The following is a 15,665-nucleotide window of genomic DNA, read 5'->3' as shown; positions in this document are numbered from 1 at the left end:
GCAACGCTCGTTGAAAGGTGACGACTGATTTCGCTAGGTGAGGGCAACTCGTCGGGTACGTCCAAAATCGGTTCGGCGCCCGACCGTCGGCACGCGCGCAGAACTGACCGCGGCTCTTAGCCGTGCGCCAAGATTCGGGGAGGCGGGGGAGCTACGATCAGCAACCGTGCCAGACGCCTCCGCTGTACTGACAAAGCCGAATCCCCCGGCGACCGCCCCCGCGACACCGCGCGATTTCCGCATCGCGAAGCTCATAGCGATCGTCGCCGGCGTGCTCGGTGCGCTGTTCGCGCTGGCGACACCGTTCCTGCCGGTGCAGCAGACCCAGGCGGAGGTGAGCTGGCCGCAGGGCGGTTCGCTCGATCCGGTACAGGCGGCGCTGATGTCGCAGGTGCCCGTCGACGCGAACGCCACCATCCCGTGTGCGGCGGTCCGGCAACTGGATCCGCGCGGCGGCATCCTGCTGGCAACGGCGCCGCCGCAGGGCAAGGGCGCCGACCTCGAGGCTCTGTTCGTCCGCGTCTCCGGCGAGAGCGTGGACGTGCTGGACCGGAATGCCGTGGTGGCCACCGCCACCCGCGCGGAGATGAACGAGTGCTCGCGGCTGGTCATCACCTCCGACAGCACCCAGACCTACGCCAATTTCGAGGGCGTCACCCGCACCGTGGAGAAGCCCACCGCCGACGGCGGGCGGGAAATGGTGACCGCGCCCGTCGACGGCCGCCTGCTCGGCGATCTGCGCCCCCAGGTGGTCGGCGTGTTCACCGATATGAAAGGCGGCGTGCCGGAGGGTCTTTCGTTCCACATGACCGTGGACTCCCGATTCTCCTCCTCGCCGACGGTCATCAAGCTGGTCGCCATCATCGCCGCGGTGCTGCTGACCCTGCTGGCCATGGGCGCGCTCGCGGTGCTCGACACCAGTGACGGCCGCGGGCACCGGCGCATCCTGCCGGCGCACTGGCTGAAGCCGACCTGGGCGGACGGCGGCATCATCGGCACCCTGCTGCTGTGGCACTTCGTGGGCGCCAACACCTCCGACGACGGCTACATCCTGACCATGGTGCGGGCCGCCCCGCACGCCGGCTACCTGGCCAACTACTTCCGCTGGTTCGGCGTCCCCGAGGCACCGTTCGGCTGGTACTACTACGTCATCCAGGCGTTCGCCGAGATCTCCACCGCCAGCCCGTGGGTGCGAATCCCCGCACTGCTCTGCGGCATCCTGTGCTGGCTGGTGATCAGCCGCGAGGTCGTCCCGCGCCTGGGCAACGCGGTGGCGAAGTCCCAGGTCGCGCTGTGGACCGGCGGCCTGGTGTTCCTGGCCTTCTGGCTGCCCTACGACAACGGCCTGCGCTCGGAGCCGATCGTGGCCCTGGGCGCGCTGCTCACCTGGGTGTCCATCGAGCGGGCCATCGCCACCTCGCGCCTGCTGCCCGCCGCGGTCGCGGTGCTGGTGGCGGCGTTCACGCTGGCGGCCGCGCCGACCGGTCTGATGTGTGTCGCGGCACTGCTCGCGGGCATCCGGCCGCTGGTGCGGATCGTGGTGCGACGACGCCGGCAGTTCGGCGATCTGGCCCTCCTCGCCCCCATCGCGGCGGCCGGATTCCTGGTGCTGGTGGCCGTTTTCGCCGACCAGACCTTCGCCGGGATCATGGAGGCCAACCGGGTTCGGCAGGTCACCGGGCCGAATCTGGCCTGGTACGAGGACTATCTGCGCTACTACTACCTGTTCGTCGAGACCGTGGACGGCTCGCTGGCCCGCCGCTTCGCGTTCCTGCTCATGATCCTGTGCCTGATCACCACCATGCTGGTGCTGCTGCGCCGGCGGCAGGTGCCGGGCATCGCGAGCGCGCCGACCTGGCGGCTCATGGGCGTGGTCTTCGGAACCATCTTCTTCATGATGTTCAACCCGACCAAGTGGACCCACCACTTCGGTTCGTACGCGGGCATCGCGGGCTCGCTGGCGGCGGTGACCGCGGTCGCGGTATCCGCCACCGCGCTTCGCTCCCGCAAGAACCGGTCGGTGTTCCTGGCCGGGCTGCTCTTCACCCTCGCCGTCGCCTTCTCCGGCATCAACGGCTACTGGTACGTCTCCAGCTACGGCGTGCCGTGGTACGACAAGACCGTCTCGCTGCACGGCTTCCAGTCCAACACCCTGATGCTGGTGCTGTTCGGGCTGGCGCTGGCCGTGGTGGCCTGGCAGTCGCTGCGCGAGGGCTACGCCAAGCCGATGGCGAACGGGAAGACCGAACGCGGCAGGCGGGTCCGCAAGTTCGCGGCCATCCCGCTCACCGTGGTCGCCGCGCTCATGGTGCTCTTCGAGGTGGTGTCGCTGCTCAAGGGCGCGGTGCAGCAGTACCCGGCGTACTCGCTGGCCCGGTCCAATATCGACGCGGTCACCGGCAAGACCTGCGGGCTCGCCAATGACGTGCTGGTCGAGGGGGATGTCAACAGCGGCAACCTGACCCCGATCCCCGACCCGGCCCACCCGCCGCAGAACGGCGATCCGCTGGCCGGGGAAAGCCCGGTCGGCTTCTCCCCCAACGGTGTCGCCGACAAGCTGGACGCCGACAGCGTCGAGGTGAAGCCGGGCACCGGCAACACCTCCACCCAGACCGTCGGCCCGGCCTTCGAGAAGGGCCAGAACGCCGGCACCGGCGGCGGTAAGGGCGCGCAGGGCGTGAACGGGTCCACCGTGGCCCTGCCCTTCGGCCTGGACCCGGCCACCACCCCGGTGATGGGCAGCTACCAGGACGGCGTGCAGCAGCCCGCCGAGCTCACCTCCAGCTGGTACCAGCTGCCGGCCCGCTCGGACGACTCACCGCTGATCGTGATCTCGGCGGCCGGGCGCGTGATGTCGTTCGACGACACCGGCAATATGACCTACGGCCAGGACATCTTCCTGGAGTACGGCCACCACAACGCGGACGGCACCGTCACCTACCTCGACAAGTTCCGACCGCTGGACGTCGGCCCGGCCCCGTCCTGGCGCAACCTGCGCATCCCGCGCTCGGCGCTGCCCGACGACGCCGACGCGGTCCGCATCTACGCGCGCGACCCGATCCTGATCGGCGACCAGTGGCTGGCCTTCACCCCGCCGCGGGTGCCGAAGCTGGTATCGCTCAACAGCTTGCTGGGTTCCACCCAGCCGATCCTGCTGGACTGGGCCGTGGGCCTGCAGTTCCCGTGCCAGCACCCGTTCGATCACCGCAACGGCGTGGTGGACGCGGCGCCCAAGTACCGCATCCTGCCCGACCGGCCGCTGGCCATCAGCTCCACGAATACCTGGCAGGCCGAGGAATTCGGTGGTCCGCTGGGCTGGGCGGAGATGCTGTCGGCGTCCAAGACGGTGCCGACCTATCTGAAGGACAACTACGCCCGCGACTGGGGTTCCCTGGAGCAGTACGAGCCCTTCTACCCGGATCCGACCGATCCGGCCAAGGCCAAGTTCCCCAAGCCCGCGCAGGTGGACACCCATGTGGTGACCCGCTCCGGGTTCTGGTCACCGGGCAAGATGCGGGTCTTCTGACCCGGGAAACACGCTGATCGGTGGCCGCCCGCGAGCATGCGGGCGGCCACGCTTTGCTGGCTGCTGGGAATTCCGGCCGCTACCGTTTGGCGTCCACGTGTGCCACCCACTCGTAGACGGGCAGGCTGCCCTCGGGGGTCTCCTGCCAGCGTGGCGTCACTTTGAACCGCTCGTACCCGCCCCCGAATGCCACTCGCAGCTCGACGCCCGGTGGCGTGATCGGGACGATCCGCGTTTCGAGGCCATCCGGCCCGCCTTCGAGTAGCGCCATCGGTGAGGTACTCATAGCTGAAGGCTCTCACATATGTACGGGGCACCCGATAGATTCAGCGCAATCGGCGAGCCGTCCGGAGGAGCCGTCCGCGAGCGGGACACGGCTCGGCTTCAGACGGAGGGAATCGGGGTCAGACGAGGCCGAACTGGCTGAGCAGGTTGCTCAGCAGGCCGCCGATGATCGGAATCTTCGAGGCGCTGCCGGTGCCCATGCCGCCGACCGGAACCGCGGTGACGCTGATGCCGATGGTCTGGGCATTACTGCTGGTGTTGCTGCCGTCGTCACTCGCGATGATCTTGTAGGTGCCGGCCGTGGTCGGGGTCCAGGGGGCGGTGGCATGGCCCGTGGAGTCCACGGGGAAGGCGCCCAGGTAGGCCGGGGCGCCGCCGGACGGATCCCCGACCCAGAAACCGACCTGGGTGCCCGCGGTGCTGCCGCCGACGGAGGCGGTGAGGTTGTACGTGGTGTTGACGTGCGCCAGACCGGTGCCGGCCGACAGACCGGTGACCTGCGCGTCCGCGGCCGGCGCGGCCGATATGACCGCGAGGGCCGTAGCGGCGGTCGCCGCGCTGCCGATGAGCGTGTTTCGAATTCGATGGGTAGCCATAAGCTCTACGCCCCAACTCTCATTGCCGAGCTAAATTGAAATGAGATGTTTTCACATGGTGGGGCGGTGTGCAACGGTCTTGCGCGATTACAGCGGCAGCAGATGATGTTTACGGGGGTTGCGGGGAATTCTCTTGTCGCGTAACAGGTGCAGCGCCCGCCGAATTTCCAGCCGGGTGGTGGCGGGTTCGATGACCGCGTCGATATAGCCGCGCTCGGCCGCCACCCACGGCGTCGCGACCGTGGCATTGTAGAAGTCGACCATCTGCTGACGCATGGCCGCGCGCTGCTGCTCCGGGGCCGCGTCCAGGGTCTTGGCGCCGATCAGCGACACCGCGCTCTCCGCGCCCATCACCGCGATCCGGGCGGTGGGCCAGGCCAGATTCACATCCGCGCCCAGCTGTTTCGACCCCATGACCGCATAGCCACCGCCATAGGACTTGCGAATGACCACGGTGACCTTCGGAACCGTGGCCTCCACGAAGGAGAAGATGAAACGGCCGCCGCGCTTGATGACGCCGATCTTCTCCTGCTCCACTCCGGGTAGGAAGCCCGGGGTGTCGACGACGAAGACCAGCGGGATCTCGAAGGCGTCGCAGAGCCGCACGAAATGCGCGGCCTTGTCGGAGGCGCGGGCGTCGAGCGCACCGGCGTAGACCAGCGGCTGATTGGCGACCACACCGACGCTGCGGCCATCCACGCGGCTGAAACCACAGATCACGTTCCGTCCGGCGGCCTCACCGAATTCGTGGAACGCGCCGTCGTCGAAAATCCGGAGCAGGATGTCGTACATGTCGTAGCCGGCATTGTCGGCGTCGGGCACGATGCCGTTGAGTTCCCGGTCCGAATCCGTAATCTCGGGTTCCAGACCGGGATTCACCACCGGCGGCTGCTCTTTGCAACTCGACGGTAGATAGCTGAGGTACTCGCGCACCCACTCGAAGGCGGCCGGCTCGCCCTTGGCGACGTGGTGGATATTGCCGTACTGGGCTTGGGAATTCGCGCCGCCGAGCTCCTCGAGGCTGACGTCCTCACCGGTCACCTCACGGATCACCTTGGGCCCGGTGACGAACATGTAGGCGTCTTCGGTGGCCACCACCACGTCGGTATTGATCGGCGCGTAGACCGCGCCGCCCGCGCAGCTGCCCAGGATCATGGAGATCTGAGGCACCAAGCCGGACAACGGTTCCTGCCGCCGGCCCAGCTCGGCGTACCAGGCCAGCGAGGTCACCGCCTCCTGCACGCGGGCGCCGCCGGAGTCGTTGATGCCGACCACCGGACAGCCCACCCGGGCCGCGAATTCCATGATGCCCGCGACCTTGCGGCCGAACATCTCGCCGACCGAACCGCCGTAGACGGTCTGATCGTGCGAGAAGACGGCCACCGGGCGGCCCTCCACCAGGCCGTGGCCGGTGACCACGCCATCCCCGTAGAGGGCGGTCTTGTCGCCCGGATTGCGCACCAGCGCACCGACTTCCACGAAAGTCCCGGGATCCAGCAGCATCTCGATGCGGTCGCGGGCCGAGGGAATTCCCTTGCTGGCCCGCTTGGCGATTCCCGCATCTCCCGCCGGCTCCCTCGCGAGGTCGAGCTTATGTCGAAGGTCGGCGAGTCTGTCGGCGGTGGTGCTCACAGGACTCCTTTCGGCAAAACCTACTTTCGCAGAACCTGTGTCGCACCGGTGCTATTTCGTTGTGGTGTCGATCTCCGAAAGTTTCTTGCTGAGATCGGCACCGATGGTGGCGATTCGCGGCTCGTCGATGATCTGCAGATGGTCACCCGGGATGTGAATGATCTCCAGCTCCGGAATGTGCTCGGACCAGCCACCATTCGGGCGGCGATCGCCGAAGCGCGGCTCCAGCTCGATCAGGCCATCGTGGTAGCGGTCAGCCAGGTAGAGCGTGACCGCACCGTCGTAGTTCGACAGCTCGAGCTTCTGCAGTTCCCGGTTCTCGATGAACGAGGTGCGCTGGTGTTCGAGCACGCCACCGGGAATATTCGCGCCGGCGAATTTGACCAGCTCGAGAATGATCTGGATCTGTTCTTCGTCCGAGGCCGCGGCCAGCTCTTCCAGCTGCTCGTCATCGAGTTCGCCGTTGAATCCATAGGTCTTCTGCGCGAAGGCCTGGTACCGGCGCATGCGCTCCAGCCGCTCCTCGGGCGTATTGCGCTCGGGCTCAACCGGAATGGCCAGGTCGATCAGACCGACCAGGCGCACATCCGCGCCTTCCGCGCGCATCAGCTGCGCGACGGTGAGCGCGAACACCGCACCCAGCGACCACCCGTAGAAGACGTACGGACCTTCGGGCTGCCGTTTGCGGATCTCCGGAAGGTACTGGCGCGCACGCTCTTCGATGGCACCATCGACCCGTTCGAACCCGTACATCGGAGTCCCGGCCGGCAGCCGCTTCAGCAGCGGCTCGTACACCAGGGTGTTGCCGCCCGACGGGTGGAACACGAAGACCGGCACGGCATTCGAACCGGGCTCCTTGGCACGGAGGGTGCGGACGAAGCCCTCGACGTCATCGCCGTGCTCCTGGTATTCCGCCACCACGTCGGAGATCTTCTCGATGGTCGTGCAGGCGCGAATTCGTTCCGGATCGATCTGGGCCTTCGCGCGCTCGGACAACCGGGCGACCAGCTTGCCGAAGGTCTCGTCGTCGATCGTCGGCAGCGTATTGAAGATGCCACCCGCCGACTTGCCCGTAACGAGGGCCCACGTCGCGAAGACGAGTCGCTCGGGCGCGTTGCGCGGTGGGACATTGTCGGCGTCGGTCTCGGCGACCTCCGGCGCAGCCTCGTATTCGGCTACGTCCGCTTCGGCCTCGACAACGATCTCCTCGGCCTCGGCCACCACGTCGGTGCTCTCGGTCGCGGGCAGCAGCGCGGCCGGATCCTTGCCCTCCGCCATGGCGGCGCGGGCAGCGGAGATGAAGTCGGCGTCGACGGTGATGTCCTCACCGGCGGCCTGCCGCTTGGCGATGTCGTCGAGCTGATCGCGGTGCTCGATGGCGTAGCGCAGCACCTTGCCGACCTCGAGCAGGCTGGCGTCGCGCACCGCCTGGATCTGCAGCTGCGGAATGTCGAATTCGTATTCGACACGGTTCTTGATGCGCATGGCCATCAGCGAATCCAGGCCCAGCTCCATCAGCGGGATCTCCATCGGGAGGTCCTCGACCGCGTAGCCCATGGACTCCGCGACGATGATGGCCAGGCGCTGTTCGATGGTCTGCTTGCCCGTGGGGTCCCAGCGTTCGCCGGGGGCCGCCTCGATCTCGACCGTGGCGGGAGCCGCCTGCACGGCCGCGACCGGCTGCGCTACAGCCGATTCCGGCAGCGGGGCTCCGGAGGTGACGACCGCGTCGAAGAGCGGGCGGAAGACGTTGCCCTCCTTGGCGTGCACGGAGACCGACGCGCCGCCGGGGTGCGGGGTGAGCGTGGTGGTCAGCGTGCCCGCGGCCGGGATCGCGCCGTGCGCGATCGACGCGCCGACGGTGACGTCCGAGAGCACCTGCGCGGCAGCGGCATTCACCAGCGCGGCCAGGTCGGTGACGGCCGGGGCCCGTACCTCCCAGACGTGGCGGCCGTCCGGCAGCGCCACGTGCGCGCCCGGAACGCGAGCGGCGCCCGAGCCGCCGCCGAAGCCGCCGGTCACCTTGGGCCAATACTGCTTGCGCAGGAACGCGGTGCGCGGCGCGGGAGCGTAGGCACCGGCGGGCAGCAGCGACGGCAGGTCCACCTTGTGGCCGTGCACGTACAGCTGGGCCAGCGCGGAGATGACGCCCGCGGCCTCGTCCTCCTTGCGCTTCAGGGTCGGGATGAGGGCCGCGTTGTGCACGCCCGCCGCGAAGGTGGTGCCCAGGACCTGCATGAGCGCAACGGAATTCGGCGCGAGTTCCAGGAAGGTGGAGATGCCGGTGTCGACGGCCTGGCGGATGGCGTTGGTGAAGTACACCGAGCCGCGCATGTTCATGACCCAGTAGTCGACGTCGTGCACGGGCGCGTGCCCGGCGCGGTAGACGGTGTCCTTGTGAACGGTCGAGTACAGGTCGCGCTTGAGCCGGGTGGGCTCGATGCCGGCCAGCTCGGCGGCGAGTTCGCCCAGCAGCATGTCCATCTGCGAGGTGTGGCCGGCGCCGCGGGTCTGCAGCACGCGCGCGAACTTGCCCTCGGCCTCGGCGCGCGCCACGATCGCGTGCACCTGGTCCGGCATGCCGCCGATCACGGTGTTGTTGGGCGCGGCATACACCGCGACCTCGATCTCCGGGAACTCGGTCTCGACCAGCTTGGCGATCTCCTCGGCCGAGTACTCGAGCAGGGCCATGTTGCGCACCTGGTCGTCGGTGAGCATGGCCTCGCCCTCGGCCATCAGCCGCGAGCGCGCGCAGATCACGCGGACCGCGTCCTCGAGCGGGAGGCCGCCCGAAATGTACGCTCCCGCAACCTCACCCTGGGAGTGGCCGACCACGCCCTCCGGCTCGGCGCCGTGCGCCCGCAGGATCGAGGCCAGACCCACCTGGATGGTGAAGGTGCCGACCTGGCCGGTGCCGATGTCCCAGTCCATGGAGTCGTCGAGGATCATCTCCTTGACCGAGTACCCGGCCTCGTCCATGACCAGCTCGTCGACCTGATCGACGGCCTTGCGGAAGATCGAGTTCTCGGTGTAGAGCTGCTTGCCCATCTTCCGGTGCTGCGCACCGAAACCGGCCATCACCCACAGCGCGCCCTTGGCGGCCGGGGCGTCCGCGGTGTAGACGCCGGTGCCCGGCTTGCCCTCCGCGATGGCCCGCAGGCCCGCGACGGCCTCGTCGTGAGTCTTGGCGACCACCACGCCGCGCGAGCGGCCGTGGTTGCGCTTGGCCAGCGTCCGGGCCACGTCCACCAGCGGGGTCGCCTGTCCCGCTTCGGATTCCAGCCAGTCGGCCAGATCCTTGGCGGCGCGCTTGCGCCGCGAGGGCAGGTAGCCCGACACCGGGAGGATCAGCGGCATCGGCTCTTCGCGATTGCCCCACTCCGGTTCCGGCACAGCGGTTTCGGTGATGGCCTCGGCCTCGGCGACCACGTCGGTGGTCTCGTTGTCGAGATCGGTGGTCTCGGGAATCTCCGGCGCGGCGGACGCCGGCACGTACTCCTGGATGACCACATGCGCGTTGGTGCCGCCGAAACCGAAGCCGGAGACACCGATGGTGGCCTTGCCGCTGTAGCGCGGGAATTCGGTCGGCTCGTCGGTGACCTTCAGGTGCGCCTGGTCGAACGGAATGAAGGGGCTGGGACCCGCGTAGTTGAGGTGCGGCGGAATGACGTTGTGCTGCAACGCCATGATGACCTTCGCGAGGGCCGCGGCACCGGCGGCGGCCTCCAGGTGACCGAAGTTGGTCTTGGCCGAACCCAGCAGGGCGGGCTTGTCGGCCTCGCGGCCCCGGCCGATGACGCGGCCGAGCGCGTCCGCCTCGATCGGGTCACCGATGGGGGTGCCGGTGCCGTGCGCCTCGATGTAGTCGACCTGGGACGGCGGGATTCCGGCATCCCGGTAGGCACTGCGCAGCACATCGGCCTGCGCGTCCGGGTTCGGGGCCAGCAGGCCGTTGGACCGGCCGTCGCTGTTGACCGCGGAGCCCTTGATGACCGCGTAGATGGTGTCGCCGTCGCGCTCGGCGTCGGCCAGCCGCTTGAGCACGACCAGACCGCCGCCCTCGGAGCGGACCATACCGTCGGCATCCGAGGAGAACGCCTTGATGTGGCCGTCTTTCGACACACCGCCATTGGCGTCGAAGGCCAGTGTCGCGGCCGGGGACAGCAGCACGTTCGTGCCACCGGCCAGGGCCAGATGGGCCTCGCCGTTGCGCAGTGCCCGAACGGCCTGGTGCACCGCTACCAGCGAGGACGAGCACGCGGTGTCGATGGCCACCGATGGGCCGCGGAAGTCGTAGAAGTACGAGACACGGTTGGGGATGATGGCCGAAACGCTGCCCATGATGCCGTAGCCCTCGGCCGAGAGCGGCGTTCCCGGATCGGTGTTCCCGACCGCCATGCCCGCGATGAGCATGAACTCGGTACTGGTCGAACCGATGAAGACGCCGACCTGCTCACCCTTGAGGGTGTTGGCGGGAATCCTGGCGTGCTCCAGCGCTTCCCAGGTCAGCTCCAGCGCCATCCGCTGCTGCGGGTCCATGCGCTCCACCTCGACCGGCGAGATGGCGAAGAACTCGGCGTCGAAGCTCTTGAGGACGTCCTGATCGAGGTAACCGCCCTTGACGTTGGACTTGGCGATCTGCTCCACCAGGCGCGGATCGTCGAGGAACTCCGACCAGCGGCCCTCGGGCACGTCCCGGATGGCATCGCCACGGTTGATCAGGAAGTCCCAGGTGGATTCGGGGGTATCGCCCGCGCCCGGCAACCGGGTCGAGAGCCCGACGATCGCGACGTCGTGCGCCTGGCCCGGCTGGAAACCCTGGGTGTAGAACGAGTCGTCGGCCGACTCGGCCGGAACATCGGGCTCCCCATTGATGATTCGCTCCGCCAGCGAGCCGATGGTCGGGTGCTGGTAGACGATGGTCGCGTTCAGCACGACCCCCGTCAGCTCCTCGATATCGCCACCGAGCGCGAGGGCATCGCGCGAGGCCAGGCCGAATTCCTCCATCGGCCGGTCCACGGTGATGTTCTCGATCGGCTGCCCGGTCGCGTCGGCGACCCAGCGGCGCAGCCATTCCCGCAGATCCGACACCGACATGTCGGCCGCGGCAGGTTTCTGCGTGGTCTCGCCCTCGGCCGCCGGTGCGTTCTCGCTCGTCTGGGTGGGGTCCGTGCCCTCGTTCTCAGCCATCAGTTCCTCAAGCTACCTGTCTGCTCACGGTGCGCGGCGGTGTTATCGAGACTCTCGCCGTTCCCTGCCCGGAACGGCTCGGTCTCCGCGTGCCGGTTCGGCACTGCCTTCATGCGTGAATGGCGCGAACCGAACAGGATCGCGCCATCCAACTTCGAGACGGTCGTCTCACTCCTCGTCTGGTGCATCGGGGAAGGCCTGCTGCGTGTAACCACCACGCAGCGTGCCTCCGATGTACTCCGCCTTGCAGGCGCGACGAGCGATCTTGCCACTGGAGGTACGCGGGATCGAACCGGCCGGAACGAGGAGGATGTCACGCGCGGTGACACCGTGCCGGGACGAAATGGCCGCGCGGACCGCGTCCGCGATGGGACCCGGATCGGCCTTGCCCGCACCCGGGCCCCGCTCGGCCACGATGACCAGCTGCTCGCTGGCGTCGTCGGCGTCGTAGCTCAGGCCCGAATGGCTTTCCTGCGCAAAGACTTCGGCGGGCAGCTGGTTGGCCGGCACCGCGAAGGCGGCGATGAAACCGGGGCGCAGCATGCTCGAGGCCTCCTGCGCGGAGTACTCGAGATCCTGCGGGTAGTGGTTGCGGCCGTCCACGATGACCAGGTCCTTGACGCGGCCGGTGATGTAGAGCTCGCCGTCCACGTAGACGCCGTAGTCACCGGTGCGCAGCCAGTTGCCCTCCAACGGCACCTCGGCCGCCTTGCTGCCCTCGGACAGGCGGTTGGTGAGCCGGTTGCGGAAGGTGTTCTGGGTCTCCTCGGCGCGACCCCAGTAGCCGATGCCGATGTTGTTGCCGTGCAGCCAGATCTCGCCGACCTGACCCTCGGCCAGCTCGCGGGCGCCCGCCGGGTCGTCCACGGTCTCCGGATCCACGATGGCGGCCCACTGCGACAGCGACACGTAACCGCAGGACACCTGGGCGATGGAGTTCTCCGTGCCCTGCTCGACCTTCTTCACACGACCGGCATTGAGCTCCAGGCGGTCCACGTAGATGACCTTGGCCTCGTCCTCGTGCCGGGTGGCCGACACGAACAGGGTGGCCTCGGCCATGCCGTAGCACGGCTTGATGGCGGTCTTGGGCAGGCCGTACGGGGCGAACGCCTCGTTGAACTTCTTCATCGAGGTGGTGGTCACCGGCTCGGAGCCGTTGATCAGGCCGAGCACGTTCGACAGGTCCAGCGACTCGCCCGGCTTGGGCAGACCGCGCACGGCGGCGTGCTCGAAGGCGAAGTTCGGTGCGGCGGCGAAGGTTCCGGCGCCGTCGGACACGGCGGCCAGCTCGTTGATCCAGCGCGACGGGCGGCGCACGAACGAGGCCGGCGACATGATGGTGATGTACTTGCCGCCCACGGCGGGCAGGATCACCGTCAGCAGACCCATGTCGTGGTACAGCGGGAGCCAGGTCACGCCGCGCGAATTCTCGTTCAGATCAAGCGCCTTCACCATCTGCAGCACATTGGTGCCGACACCGCGGTGGGTGATCTCGACACCGGCGGGCACCCGGGTGGAGCCGGAGGTGTACTGCAGGTAGGCGATGTCGTCGACGGCGATGTCGGGGCGAATCCAGGACTCCCCGACGCTGTCGGGAATCGCGTCGACGGCGATGATGCGCGGGCGCTGGGCCGCGGGCAGCGACCGGAAGAACTGGCGGACACCGGCGGCGGAGGAGCTCGCCGTCAGGATCGCGGACGGCGTGCAGTCACCGAGGACCGCGTGCAGGCGATCGGTGTGGCCCGGCTCGTCCGGATCGAACAGCGGCACGGAGATGGTGCCCGCGTACATGGCGGCGAAGAAGGAGATGACGTAATCCAGCCCCTGCGGAGCCAGGATCGCGACCCGATCGCCCCGCTTGGTCACTTGCTGCAGTCGGGCGGCCACCGCGCGCAGCCGCGTGCCGAACTGACTCCAAGTGAGGTCCTGGTACTCACCGTCGCGCTCGCGTGAGTAATCGATGTACCGGTAGGCCAAGTCATTGGCGTCGTTACCGTGAGTGTGCTTCTCGACGTAGTCGACGAGGGTGCGTCCCTCGGGAATCGTGATGTTCCCCGTTTCGTCGAGGTAATCGTCGAAAGTCTCGTCCATTCCTTCTTCTCCTCCGAGGCGCACGCGGCATGAGACGGCATGCATTGCCGCTGTTACCTGTGAGGCCCCGACTCTCTTCGCCCGCGGAAGCTCCATGCGAGAGCCAACCTGCAGAATTGTGTTGCGGTCTGCGCGGTGACCGTCTAATGGCTAGATGTTCTCAAACCAGGGACATGTTACAGAGGAGCCGCCCGCCCATGCTTCGGAGCGGCCGAACATCTCCCAGCTCACACCTCTGGATCAGTGCTTCACCGGCGCGAATGCCTCCAAATGGGTGGGGAGCGCCCCACATAGGACACAACTAGGACTGGATGTGAGTTGCCGCACGCACCGGGTCTCGGCAGTGTCGCAACCCGGAGCACTTTACCGGGTGACCCCGAAACTGGGGGGGCTGTATCCGATTGCCCTCCTCCGCTTCGCTCCCCCGCTCCAAGGCGGAGGTCCATCAAGCCGCAGTCCGGACCGAGGCGGGCCGCGAACAGCCTGGTGATCGGCGAAAGAGCGGGTGCGAAGCCACTTCCCGAGGCTCCACTCCGGACTGACTCGATGTGGAGCACGCCTACCCGTCAAGGGTGGGCGCACTCACAGAAGGAAGCCTGAGCGAATGCTTATGTATGTGCAGGGCGGGGTGCGTTTTCGATGAGACCCGACGCCCAGTTCACCGTCCACTCGGTGGCGGTGGTGCCGTTGTCGTCCACCTGGTAGCCGTTGTAGAGGCTGTGCACCGGATTGCCCGCGGCCCGGACCAGGATGTTCAGGCTGCCGAGGATATTGTTCGGGCTCAGCGCCTGACGGGGGGAGTCGCAGATCAAATCGCCTGGGGCACAGATGGTGAAGGTGCGGCCGGTGAGCTTGCCGTAGCCGCCGCGCGGTCCGGTCATGGTGATGCCCGGGACGTTGAGGCCCTTCAGCGCCACCTCCGCGCCGACCCCCGGCGGGATCGGGCCGATCTCGGTGGCGTCGCCCGGATCGCCGACATCGCGGCGGCCGTCGGCGATGGTGGTCACGCCCAGCACCAGATCCTCGGCCACCGGGCCCTTGCCGGCGCCGATCTGCGCGGCGAGATCACCGACGATCACCGCGCCCTGCGAGAAACCCGCCAGAACGTAAGTGGTGAGCGGACATTGGGCGGCGGTCTGCGCGAGCTTGTCGGTGGCGTGCTTGGCGCCCTCGGAGCGGCTGTTGTTGTAGGAGGACTGCCCGTCCGGCGGAATGGCGACCGGGTTCGAGAACTGCGCGACGTATGGGACGGTGTAGACCTCGACCCGCTCACTGGGGAACTTGGCCCGAATCGGGTTGGAGATGTTCAACATCAGCGAGGCCGGGTTCGCACTCGGGTTGTAGGGGTCGTCATTGCTGTTCGACTCCCAGGTTCCCGGCACGGACAGCATGAGCACGTCCGGGCAGGCGGCCGGCTGCGAACTCGGACGGGTCGGCCCCGGCGGCTTGGGGCCGGGCAGCCGCAACCGGCCGGCCAGCAGGTACCACAGCAGCAGCGCCAGCACGACCACGATCACGATCGCGGCGATGGCGAGCAGCAGGCAACCCGCCAGCCGCGGTCGGCGTTGTCCGATTCGGCGTCGCGTCGTCACTGCTAGCAGTAGCTCTTCGAAGCGACGTCGTAGTAGATCTTGCCCGCCTGCTCGACCGACATCTTGGACGGATCGAAGGACGGATCGGAACCGGCGATGGCGGTCACGTAGGTGATGATCTGATCCTGCGGGGCGTTCTCCGACTTGCCCTGGCACACCAGATTGGCCGCGGTGATCGCGATATCGGAGGAGCCCGGGGTGATCCCGGCCTTCTTCAGCTCGTCGAGGAAGGTCTTCTCCTTGCCCGACAATGCCGGGGAGCCGTTCGGGGTGGTGATGAACTGGCTCGGCACCGGCTGCGGGCGCTCGGGCGTGGAGGTCGGGGTCCCGGCATCCGGCGCGGCCTGCGGAGCCTGCTGATCCGTGGACGGCGTCGCGGCTGCCGCGGAGGTGCTCGCGGCGGCGGCCTTGGTGGTGGTCAGCGTCGGCGTGCTCTTGGCGGTCGAGTCATTGCTACCGCAGGCGGCGAGCAGTCCGGTGGCGGCGATGGCGGCCACCACGCCGAAAACCTTTCCACGGGTCCCGTGCATCAATTCGCTTCCTATATCTGTCCAAGGGCAAGAGGTCGCCCCCAGGCTAGCCGCAACCCTGTCCGGAGTCCCGGGTCGCACCGGAACCTCATCGTCTTCTCAGGGCGGTATGGCCGGAATGTATTAGTTCGGACGGACCTCGGGACCCAGCGCGGGAATGGGCGCGGGCTGGGCCGGATCGGCGGGTGCGGGCTCCGGTGACGGGGCCGGAACCGCCGCGGGC

The 15,665-nt window shown here is 67.9% G+C and carries 8 protein-coding genes; 1 reads left to right on the top strand and 7 read right to left on the bottom strand.

Annotated elements, in window-relative coordinates; all coding sequences use genetic code 11:
* Positions 1-166 precede the first annotated feature (166 nt).
* The gene (locus ON33_RS00505) at positions 167-3,526 is read left to right on the top strand and encodes an arabinosyltransferase domain-containing protein (RefSeq protein ID WP_040853674.1); all 3,360 of its coding nucleotides are present in this window, start codon (positions 167-169) and stop codon (positions 3,524-3,526) included.
* Between the two features lie 79 nt (positions 3,527-3,605).
* On the opposite strand, the gene ON33_RS00500 is transcribed toward ON33_RS00505, so the two are convergent.
* The 7 genes from ON33_RS00500 to ON33_RS00470 form a co-directional block, all read right to left on the bottom strand.
* The gene (locus ON33_RS00500; protein WP_051151487.1) at positions 3,606-3,812 is read right to left on the bottom strand and encodes a DUF5988 family protein; all 207 of its coding nucleotides are present in this window, start codon (positions 3,810-3,812) and stop codon (positions 3,606-3,608) included.
* Positions 3,813-3,930: 118 nt separating this feature from the next.
* A complete protein-coding gene (locus tag ON33_RS00495) occupies positions 3,931-4,407 on the bottom strand; it encodes a hypothetical protein (protein ID WP_040853672.1) in 477 nt (158 codons plus the stop codon).
* 87 nt (positions 4,408-4,494) lie between these two features.
* Positions 4,495-6,039 carry an acyl-CoA carboxylase subunit beta gene (locus tag ON33_RS00490; protein WP_040853671.1) on the bottom strand — a complete coding sequence of 515 codons (1,545 nt, stop codon included), beginning with the start codon at positions 6,037-6,039 and terminating at the stop codon, positions 4,495-4,497.
* A gap of 51 nt (positions 6,040-6,090) precedes the next feature.
* On the bottom strand, positions 6,091-11,229 hold the full coding sequence (gene pks13, locus ON33_RS00485) for a polyketide synthase Pks13 (RefSeq protein ID WP_083868494.1): 5,139 nt from the start codon (positions 11,227-11,229) through the stop codon (positions 6,091-6,093).
* 168 nt (positions 11,230-11,397) lie between these two features.
* Positions 11,398-13,320: a long-chain-fatty-acid--AMP ligase FadD32 gene (fadD32, locus tag ON33_RS00480; protein ID WP_040853669.1), complete on the bottom strand. Its 1,923-nt coding sequence runs from the start codon at positions 13,318-13,320 to the stop codon at positions 11,398-11,400.
* A gap of 608 nt (positions 13,321-13,928) precedes the next feature.
* Positions 13,929-14,912: a cutinase family protein gene (locus ON33_RS00475; RefSeq protein WP_040853668.1), complete on the bottom strand. Its 984-nt coding sequence runs from the start codon at positions 14,910-14,912 to the stop codon at positions 13,929-13,931.
* A 2-nt stretch (positions 14,913-14,914) separates the two neighbouring features.
* Positions 14,915-15,442: a DUF732 domain-containing protein gene (locus ON33_RS00470; protein WP_040853667.1), complete on the bottom strand. Its 528-nt coding sequence runs from the start codon at positions 15,440-15,442 to the stop codon at positions 14,915-14,917.
* Positions 15,443-15,665 lie beyond the last annotated feature (223 nt).

It is taken from the genome of Nocardia niigatensis NBRC 100131 (assembly GCF_000308655.1).
Lineage (GTDB): Bacteria > Actinomycetota > Actinomycetes > Mycobacteriales > Mycobacteriaceae > Nocardia > Nocardia niigatensis.
This window is presented reverse-complemented; position numbering and strand designations above follow the sequence as displayed.